We start from the raw sequence: 15258 nt of genomic DNA, 5'->3' as shown, positions 1-15258 counted from the left end.
CCTGACTTACGCTTTCGCCTTCGGCATTTGAGAAACCAGCGACAGGTTGACATCCAATCCTTCAACCTGGAAATGCGGAACTGCATAGAGTTTGACGCGGAAGAAACCGGGGTTATCTTCGATATCTTCCACCGTCACACGGGCTTCACGCAGCGGATGCGAGGCTTGCAGATCGTCCGAGGGATCGGTCATCTCCGTGACCAGCGTGTTGATCCAGTTATTCAGCTCCAGCTCCAGCATGCGACGATCTTTGGTGGTGCCGATGTTTTCCCGTTGCAGCAGCTTGAGGTAGTGCGCGATGCGCGACAGCAGGAAAATGTAAGGCAGACGCGCATTGATGCGGCTGTTAGCCGTGGCTTCGTCGGTGTCATACAGCGCCGGTTTTTGTGCCGAGTTCGCTGAGAAGAAGCAGGCGTAATCACGATTTTTGTAATACGACAGCGGGATAAAGCCGAGGTTAGCGAACTCAAATTCGCGCGTTTCCGGAATCATCACTTCAGAAGGAATTTTTACCTGATTACCGGTGCCGAGATCGTAAAGATGAATCGGCAAATCCGTTACCGCACCACCCGCCTGTGGGCCGCGAATCTGTACGCACCAGCCGTTGTTCACAAAGCTTTTCACCATGTTAGCGGCGAACGCAAAAGAGGCGTTGCTCCACAGGTAGCTGTCGTGATCCGGGCCTTTGACCTCTTCGACGTAGTTGAAACTGCGCACGGGCACGGTATCGGGACCATAAGGCAGGCGCCCTAATACGCGCGGCAGCGTCAGACCGATGTAGCGCGCATCATCGCTGTCGCGGAATGACTTCCACTTGATGTATTCCGCGCGGTCAAAGTAGTTGGCGATATCTTTGATGCCCGCCACTTCTTCCATGGTTTCTTTGCCGAAGAAGGCTGGTCCCACGGAAGCCACAAACGGCATATGCGCCGACGCCGCCACTTTGGAGATGTTACGCAACAGCGCAATATCCTGTGGGCTACGATCAAACTCGTAGTTGGCGATGGTAGAACCAATCGGTTCGCCGCCCGGCGTGTCGTACTCTTGGGTATAGGTGTGGTGATAGAAACCGCTTTGCACGATTTCTGGCGCGTCTTCAAAATCCAGACGCAAGTCGTCTTTCGAGACATCCAGCACTTCAATCTTCACGTTCTGACGGAAGTCAGTACGGTCCACCAGGAATTTCAAACCGCGCCACGCAGACTCCACTTTCTGGAATTCTGGATGATGCATCACCGCATCCAACTGGCGGCTAATCTGATTATCCAGTTCGCTGATGTGATTATCGAGCAGCGTCTTATCCAGACGCTCGACTTTCTGCGATGATTGCTTGAGCAGATTGAGGAACACGCTGACGGCGGCGGTCACGCGCTCATCGGCAGAGGTATCTGCCAGTGCATCGTTATCCTGGAATGCATCAATGCCGTTTAATTGGCTGACCGGGTTGAGGTTGATCTTCTCGAAAAGCGACTGATAGACGCCACCCTCCAGCGTTGCATGGCCTGGGCTGGCGGTCGCCTGAGTTTCTCGTTGTGACATAGTTAGCTCCTTGCTGATAACGGACGTTTACGCTTGCGGTGCCAATGCGGCCAGCTCTGCGCGCAGCTCATCACTGAGTGCTTCGTCTTTGAGAATATTTTCCAGTTCGCGGCGGAACGTGGCGTTATCCAACAGGTTGGACTTCAAATCGCGTAGCAGATTGCGCATCGAGAGCAGTGCACGCAGTTGAGGAATTTGGCGGGCGACCTGCTCGGGTTCAAAATCAGCCATCTCTTTAAAATCCAGCTTCACTGCCGCTTCACTGCCATCCGCTGCCAGCGTATCGGCAACGGTGAGATTCACCTTTGGGTTGTACTCCGCCAGTACCTGGTTGAAGTTGTTTTTGTTAATCGAGATTTTTTCACGTTCTGAAACGGCGCGATCGTCCTGACCGTTGCTGTAATCCCCCACCACCATCAGCTTTAATGGCAATTCCACTTTTTTCTGCGCACCACCGGTGTGCAAATCGAGTTTGATATTGACGCGTGCTGCGGGTACTTCGTCCTGAAAGCTATTAGCCATGTGAATACCTGTTTTTTGTCTTTTGACCGAGCGCGTCCCTGACGGAATAAAGTCGCCATGTCATCGAAGAAAGAAAAAGTATCCGGCTCTACCGTGAGAGTGAGCAGGTAATGCTATTACCTGGCGGTGATAGCCGAAATTGTTGAGGGCTGAACTTTAACCAGATTGAAGAGTGCTGTCTGTGGTCGGAGGAGGACGACCTGTTACAAAATGTGAAAAAAAATAAGTGACAGGTTCTATTAATTAATTTGTCGTAGCGCCAACGATAATAAGAGATCCATAAGAAACGAAGCGACAAAATCACAGGAAATCAATTTTACATTTAGTAACACTCTCAGCATTTATGGAAAATATCCTTTAAAATGAGATCATTGCAATATTAGCTGATATATAATCACCACCAGAAAGCAATCTCACTTCAGTAAATATATTAAGATTTATCTGTATTCCATTGCAGAAAATGGCTTTAAAACACCTGGTTAATGGCCATGGCGTTAAGCTTTAATAAGCAAAATTTCACTTATCTCCTGCTTGGTTAGTGATTTCTTTAGTGACTAAAGTGCGTTTTTTCATGCGTTAGGACGTTTAGTAACATGAATTCATAACGATAGTTAAATTTAATTAATGTGATCATGCTAAGCCAATTTCCAGTCTGATAATGTAAATAAACATGTAACTACGCTATCTCCCGCTGTCGTCACGTGGAAAAAAGACAAAAAAAAACCTGCCGTAATATCCGGCAGGCTTTTTTTCAACGAACGGACGTGGATTAAGCTTTTAGCAAGAACTTACGCAGCTCTGCGAAATCCGCTTTCAAGTTGTGTGACAACAATGGCAGCTCAGCGCGCTCTGCCAGTTCTGGCGGCAGTGGCAGTTCCTGGCCCAGAATCTCATCCACGCTCTCTTTGAATTTGGCCGGATGCGCGGTGCCGAGGAACAGACCGAATTCGCCTTCCTGCAGGTTGTCGCGCAGCATGCGGTAAGCAATCGCCGCGTGCGGTTCTGAGATGTAGCCAATCTCCGCCAGCTCGCGCATGGTGGATTTGGTGGTCTCATCGGATACCGCGCCAGACACCAGATCGGTCAGACGCCAGGTTTTGCGGCGGAACAACTCTTCCACGCGCGGCCAGTTGTTTGGCTGGCTGACATCCATCGCATTCGACAAGGTTGCCACGGTCGCATTCGGCTGCCATTCACCGTTACCCAGGAAGCGCGGCACGGTATCGTTGGCGTTGGTGGCCGCGATAAAGCGCTTGATCGGCAAACCGAGTGATTTCGCCAGCAGGCCAGCCGTCAGGTCACCAAAGTTACCGCTTGGCACCGAAACCACCAGCTGATTACGTTGCTCTTGCGGCAACTGCGCCACGGCTTCAAAGTAGTAGCAGATCTGCGCTAACAGACGGCTGATGTTGATGGAGTTCGCCGAGTTCAGGCCAATCGCCTTCTTCAGCTCTTCATCATCAAACGCCTGTTTCACCAGCGCCTGGCAGGCATCGAAATCGCCTTCCACCGCGATGGTTTCAATGTTGCCACCCAGCGTACAGAACAGTTTCTCCTGCAGCGGGCTGATTTTGCCCTGCGGATACAGGATCACCACGCGCACGTTTTCCATGCCGTAGAACGCATGGGCCACCGCTGCGCCGGTATCACCGGAGGTCGCGGTCAGAATCGTGATCTGCTCATCGGCACCGGACACATAAGAGAGCATCTGCGCCATGAAACGGCCGCCGAAATCTTTGAATGCCAGCGTTGGGCCATGGAACAGTTCAAGGCAAGCCACATCGTCACTGACTTTCGCCACCGGTGCCGGGAAGGCAAAGGCGTTTTTCACGCGCTCAGCCAACTGGTGTGCGGCAATCTCATCGCCAATGTATGCAGAGAGAATTTTGCTGCTGCGGCTGACGAAATCCATCTCCAGCATCGCATCGATGTCGGTCAGTTCGAATTCCGGCAGTTCGAGCGGGAAGAACAGGCCTTGCTGCGAGCCGAGGCCCTGCTTAACGGCCTGAGCAAAGCTCACCTGCTCGTTGTGATCCTTAAGGTTGTAGAGTTTCATGCGTTATCCCAAGTTACGTGCGCCAGCCGTATCAAGACGGCAGATATGGACGAAGCCTTCATCATTTTGCAGATAGTGCTGGCTCAGCCAGTCTGCCATCCGCTGTGCCGTTGCCATCTCGTTGCAAACAGCGAAAAGTGTCGGGCCTGAGCCCGAAATACCGCAAGCCAGCGCGCCAATATCGGCTGCGGCTTGACGCGCCTCGGCAAAGCCTGGCAGCAGTTTGGTGCGGTAAGGTTCGGCAATCACATCCTGCATCAGTTTAGCCGCCAGCAGCGGCTGGCGGGTATGGCAGGCGTGAATAAAGCCCGCTAACAGGCGACCATGCTTGATGGCATCGTCTTTGCGATATTGCGCAGGCAGAATCGCACGCGCTTCCGCAGTTGAGACCTTGATGCCCGGATAGGCCATCACCCACAGCCAATCGTCAAAGCACGGCACCTCCTGACTGATGATGCCGTTCTCTTCAATCATCAACTGCACGCCGCCGAGGAAGCAAGGTGCGACGTTGTCGTAATGCACGCTACCCGAAATACGCCCTTCCAGCTCGCCCATCAGCGCCAGCAGTTCGGTATCATTCAGCGGCTTGCCGCAGAATTCGTTCATCGCCATCAAACCGGCCACCACGGAACAAGCGCTGGAACCCAGACCTGAACCGATCGGCATGTTCTTTTCCAGCGTCATCGCTACCGGCACTTCTTTGCCAATCGCCTGGCAGAAGCGCTCCCAGCACTGATACACGATGTTCTCATGCGGATTGGTCGGCAGCTTGCTGACAAAACGCCCGGTGTTGACCAGGCTAAAGCTCTCAGCCGCTTCTACTGATACGCAGTCACCCAACAGGGTGCCATCCACCGGCGAAACCGCCGCGCCCAGCACATCAAAGCCGACGCTGACGTTACCTATCGAGGCCGGTGCATAAATTTTTACCATCATCAAACTCCCAACTTCCACGACAGTGTACGCAGCAGATCGGCAAATACGCCGGCCGCTGTGACATCATTCCCCGCGCCATATCCACGCAGAACCAGCGGGATTGGCTGATAATAGCGGCTGTAAAACGCCAGCGCGTTCTCGCCGTTCTTCACTTTGTACAGTGGATCGTTACCGTCCACCGCATCGATTTTCACTTTGCAGACGCCACCTTCTTCAATCGCGCCGACGAAGCGTAACACTTTACCTTCATCACGCGCTTTGGCAACGCGGGCGGCAAAAGCATCATCCAGTTCCGGCAGGCGAGCCATAAATTGCTCAACGTCGGCGATGTCAGTCAGTTCGGCGGGCAGCAGCGGTTCGATCTCAATATCGCTCAGCTCTAACTGATGACCGGCTTCACGGGCCAGAATCAGCAGTTTACGCGCCACATCGGTGCCGGAAAGGTCGTCACGCGGATCCGGCTCAGTAAAGCCCATCTCACGCGCCATCTTGGTGGCTTCTGACAGCGAAACCCCCTCGTCCAGCTTACCGAAGATAAAGGAGAGCGAACCGGAGAGGATACCGGAGAATTTGATCAGCTCGTCTCCAGCGCTCATCAGATTTTGCAGGTTTTCGATCACCGGCAGACCGGCACCAACGTTGGTGTCATACAGGAACTTGCGGCGAGACTTGGCGGCGGCTGCACGCATCTGCTGATAGTAATTCCAGGATGCAGTGTTGGCCTTTTTGTTTGGCGTCACCACGTGGAAACCTTCTGCCAGGAAGTCAGCATATTGATCGGCCACGGCCTGGCTTGAAGTACAGTCCACAATCACCGGGTTAAGCAGGTGATACTCCTTCACCAGACGAATCAGGCGACCGAGATTAAACGGCTCTTTAGCCTCGCTCAGTGCAGATTTCCAGTTGCTGAGATCGATGCCGTGGACGTTAGTCAGCAAGGCACGTGAATTGGCGATACCGCACACGCGCAAATCAATGTGCTTCTCTTTCAGCCACGCCTGCTGACGGTGCAGCTGCTCCAGCAATGCGGCACCGACACCGCCCACGCCCACCACAAACACTTCGATCACCTGATCGGTGGCAAACAGCATCTGATGCACCACGCGCACGCCGGTAGTGACTTCATCGTTACTCACCACCACCGAAATGGAACGCTCGGAAGAGCCCTGTGCAATCGCCACGATATTGATGTTGGCACGGGCCAGCGCCGAGAAGAATTTCGCGGAGATACCGCGCAGGGTGCGCATACCATCACCGACCACCGAGATCACCGCCAACTGCTCCAGCACATCGAGCGGATCCAGCAGGCCATCTTTCAGTTCGAGGTAGAACTCCTCTTCCAGCACGCGACGCGCACGCGCCTGCTCGCTCTGCGGCACACAGAAGCTGATGCTGTATTCAGAAGAGGATTGGGTGATCAGTACGACAGAGATACCGGTGCGAGACATCGCGGCAAATACGCGCGCCGCCATGCCGACCATGCCTTTCATACCGGGACCCGAGACGTTAAACATCGCCATGTTGTTAAGGTTGGTGATGCCTTTCACCGGATTCTCATCCAGCTCGCCTTCACCACCGATTAAGGTGCCGGGCGCTTGCGGATTGGCGGTATTTTTAATCAGGCAAGGGATCTGGAACTGAGCAATCGGGGCGATGGTACGTGGATGCAGCACTTTCGCGCCGAAGTAGGAAAGCTCCATCGCTTCCTGATAGGACATCGACTTCAGCAGGCGAGCATCTGGCACCTGACGCGGGTCGCAGGTGTAAACGCCGTCTACGTCAGTCCAGATTTCGCAGCAGTCGGCGCGTAAGCACGCTGCCAGCACCGCCGCCGAGTAGTCGGAGCCATTACGGCCCAGCACCACCAGTTCGCCCTTCTCGTTACCGGCAGTGAAACCGGCCATCAGAATCATGTGATCGGCAGGGATTTGGCTTGCGGCGATACGGCGGGTGGATTCGGCGATATCAACAGTGGATTCGAGGTAGTGACCCACCGCCAGCAGTTTCTCAACCGGATCGATCACCGTCACTTTGTGGCCACGTGCCTGCAGCAGCGCTTCCATAATGGCGATAGATAGCTTTTCACCGCGGCAGATGATGGCAGCATTCACGGCATCCGGGCATTGACCGAGCAGGCTGATACCGTGGAGCACCTGTTTCAGCTGCGCGAATTCCAACTCGATACGGGTTTTCAGTCCATCGAAGTCAAAACCCGGCTGGGCTTCTGTCAGGCCTTGCAGCAGTTCGGCAAAAATACGTTCGGCATCGCTGATATTCGGCAGCGCGTCCTGGCCACTGATGGTTTTCTCAATCATCGCCACCAGATGATTGGTGATTTTCGCTGGCGCAGAGAGCACGGTGGCAACCTGTCCCTGTTGCGCGTTGCTTTCCAGAATATCTGCCACGCGAAGAAAACGTTCCGCATTGGCTACTGAGGTTCCGCCGAATTTCAGCACTCGCATGATTGAAGCTCTCCTGAATTTTTGCCGAAAAAAAAGCCCGCACTGTTTAGGTGCGGGCTTTTTTCTTTGTTTTTCCTGTATGCGTCAGCCCGCACCGTTACCTGTGGTAATGGTGGTGGTAATAATAATTGTGGTGTTCAGGCTGTGATTACGCATTGAGATTTTTTCTGTCTGTCTTTGTCTTGTCCGTCTGCCTTCCAGAAGTAAAGCAAAGCGCACGTTAAGTCAACGAATTTGTCTTAGCCGCGATTTTACGGCTGCTGCGCAGAGTTCGGTTTCTGCGCGCAAATCATATTGGGATCGTTCAACAGATCGCCTGGTTTCCCGATCTGTCACTAAGAACCCGCATATTCACCGATTATTTATCTATAAGTTTTTTTTCTACATCATGCAGCAACCGATGCAGCATGGCGCTATCACGCTGTTCCAGTAAGCCGATACGTTGATCGATCCAGTCCGCCATTTTCGCATCGTCACTCACCTCCAGCTTCACCAGCAGTTGATGGAAGCGTTCACGTAAAGCCTGCAACTGATGTTCATTTGCCGCTTCATTGCGTTCAACCGCAACCTGATTGAGCGCAGATAACTGATAGCAGTACACCATCACCGCCTGGCCGAGATTGAGCGAGGGATAATCATTGGCCATCGGAATACCGGTCAGCAGATCGACCTGCTCCAGCTCTTCATTGGTTAACCCGCTGTCTTCACGACCAAACACCAGCGCGATGCGACTCAGCCATTGGCGCTTCTCCTGCAGGATGGTTTCTACCTGGGTTGGCGTCGCGTAGTAGCGGAACTTCGCGCGGCTGCGTGCAGTGGTGGCGACAGAGAAATCCACGTCTGCCAGCGCTTCACTCAAGGTGCCGTAGGTTTTAACGTTATCAAGGATCTCACCGGCACCGTGCGCCACACGGCGCGCGGCGGGATCTTGCCAGGCATCGCTGGCCACAATGCGCAATTCGCTAAAGCCCATGGTTTTCATGGCGCGGGCTGCCGCGCCGATATTCTCTGGACGGGCGGGTGAGACAAGGATCAGGGGGAAATGCATGATTTTTCCATCGAACTGTTAACAACTCGCCCTATGTTGGCATGCAGTGGCAAAAATACCAACCACACGGGTGAGAGAAAATAAGATGTTAAGGATGTTAAAAGAGGATAAAAGCCATGGGGAGAAGAATACGTGGCATATAAGCGAAATTTCTACGTTTAATTAATATAAAATCATTGTTTTTCATATTATTGAAATATTATTTCCTGCAGGTTTTAGTTTTAATGTTATGCAGCCAAAATGTAGCAAAAATGCTGCTTTTTGTGAGCTAAGCTTGCATTCCTGGAGAAGTTTTTCATAAAAGTGTTAACGTGCTACACTTGCATTTGATATAAGTCAACGAAGCGTTGTTTTTATGCTTATCGGTTGTTGTTGGTGCTGTTAGGTTGCTGTTAATACGGTTAGGATAAGCGCCAGTCCGATACCCACGGGGCACGCAAATATTCATCCTGACTGGCTGAGCTAACACTGAAGTTGACGTTGATGGATGGTGTATTCCGAAGATTATTTCGTACACCGGTTGCGAAAGATATTCTGTTCAGGTGAACAGTGTGCGCAACCCGGTACGCCCTGTTTTCGATTTGTTGGCAAATTTTAGGTAGCGAAACATGCAGACCCCGCACATTCTTATCGTTGAAGACGAACTGGTCACGCGTAACACCCTCAAAAGTATTTTTGAAGCGGAAGGTTACGTGGTCTATGAAGCCACCGATGGTGCTGAGATGCACCAGGTTCTGACGGAAAATGACGTCAATCTGGTGATTATGGACATCAACCTCCCAGGTAAAAACGGTTTGCTGCTGGCGCGCGAGCTGCGTGAACAAGCAAACGTTGCGCTGATGTTCCTGACAGGCCGTGATAACGAAGTGGATAAAATCCTCGGCCTGGAAATTGGCGCCGATGATTACATCACTAAGCCGTTCAACCCGCGCGAACTGACGATTCGTGCGCGCAACTTGCTGTCGCGTACCATGAATCTGGCGATGCCGAGCGAAGAGCGCCGCACGGTGGAAAGTTATCGCTTTAACGGCTGGGAGCTGGATATCAATAGCCGCTCACTGGTCAGCCCGAATGGCGAACAATACAAACTGCCTCGCAGTGAATTCCGCGCCATGCTGCACTTCTGCGAAAACCCGGGCAAAATTCAAACCCGTGGTGACCTGCTGAAGAAGATGACCGGCCGCGAGCTGAAGCCGCATGACCGCACGGTGGATGTCACCATCCGCCGCATCCGTAAGCATTTTGAATCTACGCCGGACACGCCAGAAATCATCGCCACTATTCACGGTGAAGGTTACCGCTTCTGCGGCGAATTGCAGGATTAAGTTTGCTGCGGTAAAAGAAAAACGCCCAACAGGGCGTTTTTTTATACCTTATTTCCACGGCATAATCGGCACGGCGCTCAATGCATTCTTCGGCGAGCCCTCAACCACCTTATCGGAATAGCTTAGATAGATCAGCGCATGGCGTTTCTGGTCAAAGAAGCGCACCACCTGTAGTTTCTTAAACACCAAAGAAGTGCGTTTTTGGAATACCACTTCACCCTGCGCCTTGCCTTGTGCGATTTTATCGCTAAGCTCTACGGGCCCAACCTGCTGACATGAGATGGCCGCGTCGGAAGTGTCTTCTGCCAGACCCAATCCGCCCTTGATCCCACCGGTTTTTGCCCGGCTGATATAACAGGTTACATTTTTTACATCGGGGTCATCGAAGGCTTCCACCACGATCTTATGATCGGGGCCAAACATCTTGAATACCGTGTCAACTGAGCCGATCTCTTCGGCCTGGACGCCCGCGCTGAACACACAAGTTGCAAGCGTGATTATAAGAAAGCGAGTTATTGTCATTGAGTTACCATTGGCAATCGAATAGATGAGACTGTAATGTACTGTCAATCGAACCCGGAACCAAACCTAAACGGGTTGTAACCCGCATTGATTTAGCACAGCCGATTGACAAACCGCCCCCACGCCTTTGTGCATTTCGTGCTATTATTCGACGACTTCATAGTTGCGCCACCAGAGAGTTATGAGGATGTTTTATGGACCAAGCCGGTATCATTCGCGATTTGCTTGTCTGGCTGGAGAGCCATCTGGATCAACCCCTTTCACTCGATAATGTTGCGTTGAAAGCGGGCTACTCCAAGTGGCACCTACAGCGTATGTTTAAGGAAGTGACAAGCCACGCCATCGGTGCTTACATCCGCGCGCGTCGTCTGTCGAAAGCCGCTGTGGCCCTGCGCCTGACCAGTCGCCCGATCCTCGACATCGCTCTGCAATATCGCTTCGATTCGCAGCAAACCTTTACCCGTGCGTTTAAAAAACAGTTCAATCAAACGCCTGCCTGGTATCGTCGTTCATCGGAGTGGAACTCCTTCGGCATTCGCCCGCCGATTCGTCTTGATGATCACCACATGCCTGAAGCGAGTTTTGTCACGCTGCCGGAAACCGTGTTGGTCGGACAAACGCAAAGTTATACCTGTACGCTGGAACAAATTTCCAGCTACCGTGACGAGATGCGCATTCACTTTTGGAAGCAGTTCTTGCTGGAAACCGACACTGTACCGCCGGTGTTGTACGGCCTGCATCAGGTACGCGCCAGCCATGAAAAAGATGATGAGCAGGAAATTCTCTACACCACGGCGGTGCCTGCCGATCAACAGGCGTTGAGTATGCAGTCGAATCAGAGCGTAATTCTGGAAGCCGGTGATTACGTGCAGTTTACCTATAACGGTCCACGTAGCGCACTGCAGGAGTTCATCCTGCTGCTGTACGGCACCTGTATGCCAACACTCGGACTGGTGCGCCGTCAGGGCCAGGATATCGAACGCTTCTTCACACACGGTGGCAAGAAACGCAGCGAGCCGCCAACGGAGATCCGTTGCGAATATCTGATTCCTATTCGCCCACAAGCGAGTCGCTGATATGAAAATGCCGTCATGATGACGGCATTTTTTTTGACTCGATAACTTGCGGTCGCCATAAATGACGACCCTACAATGTCCGGTGCGATTTTCGCAGAGTGCGCATTTATGCGCACCGGAATCGAATGACAATTAACGCTGTAACTCATCCAGCGCAGGCGCATCCAGGTGCGACACATCGCCTGCTGTTTCTACCACCCATCCTGCTGCCAGCCACGCGCTTTGTTGGTGATCCACGCGTGAGATAGAGCAGTTGCGCAAGCGCAGACGACGTTCAGCATGCGCCGGTAATCCCAGCAGCGTGCTGACCAATACACCCAATGCCATACCGTGGCTGACAATTAACGGGCGGCTGCCTGCGGGCAGTTCCAGCAACGCGTTCAGCGCTTCATGCATGCGCGTAGCCATCTCCAGCATCGATTCACCACCCGGAATACGACCGCCTTCCGTGCCATCGACCAGCGTTTTACGCCAGCTCTCCTCTTCCGGCGTCAGACCGTCGAGTGGGCGCTGTTCCAGGCAACCCATATTCAGTTCGCGCAAGCGAGCATCAACTGACACCGTGACGCCACACGCATCGGCGATAATCTCTGCCGTGCGGCGCGTACGCCCTAAATCGCTGGCAATCACGTGAGTAATGCCCAGCGATTTCACGCGTTCGCCCACTTGTTGGGCCTGTTGCTCACCTTTTTCCGTCAGCGGACTGTCGGACTGCCCTTGAATGCGTCGGGCCGCATTCCATACCGTTTCGCCGTGACGAACAAGATAGACCTGTAGCATGCTTAATTTCCGTTATACTGCGACAAATTTGCCTTGAGGGTTCAAACAATTATGTACCACGTTGTCGCAGCCACCATCAACCCGGCAAAAATTCGCGCGATTGCTCAGGCGTTCAACGACGTCTTTGGCGAAGGATCCTGCCACATTGAAGGGGTCGAGGTCGAGAGTGGCGTTGCCGCTCAGCCGCTGAGTGATGTCGAAACGCGAACTGGCGCACGTACCCGCTTGGCGAACGCGCGTCAACTGCGCCCGCAGTCTGACTATTGGGTAGCGATTGAAGCCGGTATCGAAGGCGATTGCGCCTTTGCCTGGATGGTGATTGAAAACGCCCAGCAGCGCGGAGAATCACGCTCTGCCAGCTTCACCTTGCCGCCGATTGTGTTAGCGGGTTTAGCCGATGGGCACGAATTAGGGGATGAAATGGCGCGTCTGACCGGGGTGGACAATATCAAGCAGAAAGGCGGCGCGATTGGCGCCTTCACGCACGGTTTGTTAAGTCGTTCCAGCGTCTACCATCAGGCGTTGATTCTGGCACTCTGTCCGTTCACTCATCCGCTATACACTCAATAAGTTAACGACGTCCTAAACGCGCTTCCAACCAGCGTTTCAGCTCGGGAGGCGCCTCTTTCAGGCTGTTGGAGCCACGCGTGATGGTGGCGATCCCCACGCCAAGCTCATGTTTCAACTCACGCTGACTCATTTCACCGTTCATCAACTCTTCAATAATACGCAGGCGGGTGCCGTAGGCTTCGCGTTCGTCGGGTGTCATCATCAAGTGCAGTAAAGGCAAGGAGACGCCGTCAGCAAAGGCGTTTTGCATCAAATCAATAAAACGCAGCCAGTTATCTTCAACAGGCTGAGCCGAATCCGGCTGGGATGAAAGGGGTTGGCTCATGAAGGGCTTCCGTACTCATTGACGAGTACGGAAGCATAGCACAGCTAGTAACGGCGATTCCACTCACCATCGGCGAGAATCTTATCCGGCTTGCCCATGAAGTAACGGTAGTAGGCATCATACGCCAGCACGTTTTTCACATAGCCGCGCGTTTCCGAGAATGGGATGGTTTCGATAAAGGCCACCGCATCCAGTTTGCCGCCGCTGTTGTTCAACCAGCTACGCACGCGTCCCGGTCCGGCATTGTACGCGGCCGAAGAGAAGATACGGTTCTGGTCGAACTGCTGATAGACATACTCCAGATACTGCGTGCCAATCTGGATATTGGTTTGTGGATCCAGCAACTGGCTGCTGTTTACGTAGCCAGGAATGTTATACATCTTCACCGTGTGCGTCGCCGTGCCCGGCATCACCTGCATCAGACCGCTGGCCCCGACCGGCGAGCGCGCTTTCGGATTCCAGGCGCTTTCCTGGCGAGAGATCGCCATGGCATAGCTCTGCGGAATGCCTTTGTCGCTGGTGTATTGCTGATACAGATTGCGCCACGCCAGCGGGAAACGCTCTTTCAGGCTGTCCCACATTTTCGCGGTAATCGTGGCCTGCACGCTAAGATCCCACCAGTCCTGCTCATTGGCATAACGCGCCAGCATCTGCTGCTGCACATGCGTTTTACTGGAGATGAGATTGGCCCACTCGCTGCGCGCCAGATTATCCAGCCCCCAGTACATCAGCTCTCGCACCCGCGCCAGTTCTGGCCCCTGCACCACTGAACTGTCAGCAGCCGGTGCCTGGTCAACCTGTAACGGGTATTCCACGCCCAGACGCTGCGCCGCCACCATCGGGTAGAAACCACGCGCCTGCATTAGTTTACGCAGAATCTCATCGGCTTCTTCTTTACGTCCTTGGGAGATCAGTAAATCAGCCTGCCAGTATTGCCACTCGTCTTTCTCTTTGGCTTCCACCGGCAAACGGGCGATCCAGGTATTCAGCCCACGGCGATCGTTCTGGCTCAGCGCCAGACGTACCCGGCGCTCGATAAGTGCGGTGGATTCGCTGTTCATCACTACCGCATCGCGCCAGCGCGCCTGTTCCGAGGTGAGATCCGCGCCCATCATGCGCCACACCACCGTTTCTTTCAGATCCTGCTCTTCCGCGGGGCCCATTTTCTGCGCCTGCACCAACTGCGGGATCATCATGCGGGCATTATCCATATCTTCACGCGCTACGCGGGCGAAGGCATAACTGGTGGCCATGCGCGTGAAATCAGTAGGACCGAGACTGCTGGCAAAGGTGGTGACGGTCTGCGGGTTCTGCTGCAGCGCAATCAAGGCGCTGGCAGTGGTCTGGTAATCCGCAGGCAACATTTTAGCGAGGTAGTTAACCAGACTGTCGTTACCCGCTTTCATCGCCAGACGGATGCGTTCGAGGATGGTGATCGGCGACAGTTGTCCAGAAGCTTGCCATACGGAGAACAGCTGGTCGCAGTCGTTCGGCAGCGCTGAACCGCGCAGCCAGATAGCTTTAGCACCATCAAATGCCGCCTGCTGCTGGCCGGTCGCCCATTTGGCGTAATACCAGTTGCAGCGCGCCTGTACGGGTTTCGGCTCATCCGGGCTGAAGCTCAGCACGCCCTGCCAGTCCTGACGATGCGCCAGCACGTTCACAAAGCGAGTAGAGAGCGAACGCGCGGGCGGCAACGTTGGATATTGCTGAATAAAATTCTTCACTGCCAGCGGCGTTTCCTGATCCAGGTCCTGCGCCAGCAGACGGTACTGTAAATAAGGATAGAGCGGATAGTCCTGCAGCGTGGGCATCAGCTGCGAGACCTGGTCCATTTGATTGTTATCCCAAGCCTGTTTGATCTGTGCATAGCGCTGCCGTTGCTGATCCAGCGAGTCGGCCCACACGCTGCTGGCCGTGCTGACCAGGCAGATTCCTATCATCCAGTTACGCCACTTCTCCACTCTGCTCTCCTCTCTGCTGCGGTCCAGCTCATATGAACTGAACCCCTTAACCTGGACTCTTTAAGTCAGCTTAATTTGATTATGAGTCCGGTACTCCACCGGACTCAGTCCGCCCAGTCCCATCTTTATCCGC

Annotated in this window: 14 protein-coding genes and 1 other annotated feature; of the genes, 3 read left to right on the top strand and 11 right to left on the bottom strand. The window is 53.6% G+C overall.

The window, feature by feature from the left end; genetic code table 11:
• Positions 1 to 6 precede the first annotated feature (6 nt).
• The 7 genes from tssC to ACPUC8_RS07930 all read right to left on the bottom strand — a co-directional run bounded on the left by tssC (position 7) and on the right by ACPUC8_RS07930 (position 8563).
• A complete protein-coding gene (gene tssC, locus ACPUC8_RS07960; RefSeq protein ID WP_039329468.1) occupies positions 7 to 1539 on the bottom strand; it encodes a type VI secretion system contractile sheath large subunit in 1533 nt (510 codons plus the stop codon).
• A 27-nt stretch (positions 1540 to 1566) separates the two neighbouring features.
• Positions 1567 to 2061, bottom strand: coding sequence for a type VI secretion system contractile sheath small subunit (tssB, locus tag ACPUC8_RS07955; protein ID WP_039329469.1), 495 nt, complete (start codon positions 2059 to 2061; stop codon positions 1567 to 1569).
• Positions 2062 to 2830: 769 nt separating this feature from the next.
• Positions 2831 to 4117: a threonine synthase gene (gene thrC, locus ACPUC8_RS07950; RefSeq protein WP_039329471.1), complete on the bottom strand. Its 1287-nt coding sequence runs from the start codon at positions 4115 to 4117 to the stop codon at positions 2831 to 2833.
• A gap of 3 nt (positions 4118 to 4120) precedes the next feature.
• Positions 4121 to 5050 carry a homoserine kinase gene (gene thrB / locus ACPUC8_RS07945; protein ID WP_039329582.1) on the bottom strand — a complete coding sequence of 310 codons (930 nt, stop codon included), beginning with the start codon at positions 5048 to 5050 and terminating at the stop codon, positions 4121 to 4123.
• A gap of 2 nt (positions 5051 to 5052) precedes the next feature.
• Entirely contained in the window at positions 5053 to 7515 is a 2463-nt protein-coding gene (gene thrA, locus ACPUC8_RS07940) for a bifunctional aspartate kinase/homoserine dehydrogenase I (RefSeq protein WP_039329473.1), read from the bottom strand.
• A 26-nt stretch (positions 7516 to 7541) separates the two neighbouring features.
• Positions 7542 to 7664: a sequence feature (Thr leader region), on the bottom strand.
• Positions 7600 to 7671 (bottom strand): thr operon leader peptide, encoded by a 72-nt coding sequence (gene thrL / locus ACPUC8_RS07935; protein WP_128601299.1) that lies wholly within the window; start codon positions 7669 to 7671, stop codon positions 7600 to 7602. (Overlaps the previous feature by 65 nt.)
• 202 nt (positions 7672 to 7873) lie before the next feature.
• Positions 7874 to 8563, bottom strand: coding sequence for a tRNA/rRNA methyltransferase (locus tag ACPUC8_RS07930; RefSeq protein ID WP_039329474.1), 690 nt, complete (start codon positions 8561 to 8563; stop codon positions 7874 to 7876).
• A gap of 608 nt (positions 8564 to 9171) precedes the next feature.
• Here ACPUC8_RS07930 and arcA point away from each other — a divergent pair.
• On the top strand, positions 9172 to 9888 hold the full coding sequence (gene arcA, locus ACPUC8_RS07925) for a two-component system response regulator ArcA (RefSeq protein ID WP_039329476.1): 717 nt from the start codon (positions 9172 to 9174) through the stop codon (positions 9886 to 9888).
• Between the two features lie 48 nt (positions 9889 to 9936).
• Here arcA and creA read toward each other — a convergent pair whose 3' ends face one another.
• Complete coding sequence (gene creA / locus ACPUC8_RS07920) at positions 9937 to 10410, bottom strand: protein CreA (protein WP_039329478.1); 474 nt, start codon at positions 10408 to 10410, stop codon at positions 9937 to 9939.
• Between the two features lie 194 nt (positions 10411 to 10604).
• Here creA and robA point away from each other — a divergent pair, with 194 nt between their 5' ends.
• A complete protein-coding gene (gene robA / locus ACPUC8_RS07915) occupies positions 10605 to 11486 on the top strand; it encodes an MDR efflux pump AcrAB transcriptional activator RobA (RefSeq protein ID WP_039329480.1) in 882 nt (293 codons plus the stop codon).
• Positions 11487 to 11618: 132 nt separating this feature from the next.
• Here the strand turns inward: robA and gpmB are convergent, their stop codons facing one another.
• Positions 11619 to 12266 carry a 2,3-diphosphoglycerate-dependent phosphoglycerate mutase GpmB gene (gpmB, locus tag ACPUC8_RS07910; RefSeq protein WP_039329482.1) on the bottom strand — a complete coding sequence of 216 codons (648 nt, stop codon included), beginning with the start codon at positions 12264 to 12266 and terminating at the stop codon, positions 11619 to 11621.
• Positions 12267 to 12317: 51 nt separating this feature from the next.
• On the opposite strand from gpmB, the gene yjjX reads away from it, so the two are divergent.
• Positions 12318 to 12836: an inosine/xanthosine triphosphatase gene (gene yjjX / locus ACPUC8_RS07905; RefSeq protein WP_039329483.1), complete on the top strand. Its 519-nt coding sequence runs from the start codon at positions 12318 to 12320 to the stop codon at positions 12834 to 12836.
• 1 nt (position 12837) lies between these two features.
• Here the strand turns inward: yjjX and trpR are convergent, their stop codons facing one another.
• On the bottom strand, positions 12838 to 13161 hold the full coding sequence (gene trpR / locus ACPUC8_RS07900; protein WP_039329485.1) for a trp operon repressor: 324 nt from the start codon (positions 13159 to 13161) through the stop codon (positions 12838 to 12840).
• Between the two features lie 44 nt (positions 13162 to 13205).
• A complete protein-coding gene (gene sltY, locus ACPUC8_RS07895; RefSeq protein ID WP_039329486.1) occupies positions 13206 to 15125 on the bottom strand; it encodes a murein transglycosylase in 1920 nt (639 codons plus the stop codon).
• Positions 15126 to 15258 lie beyond the last annotated feature (133 nt).

This window comes from Pantoea sp. CFCC18177 (assembly GCF_059412425.1).
Note: the sequence above shows the minus strand (reverse complement) of the source record. Positions and strands in the feature narration are given on the sequence as shown.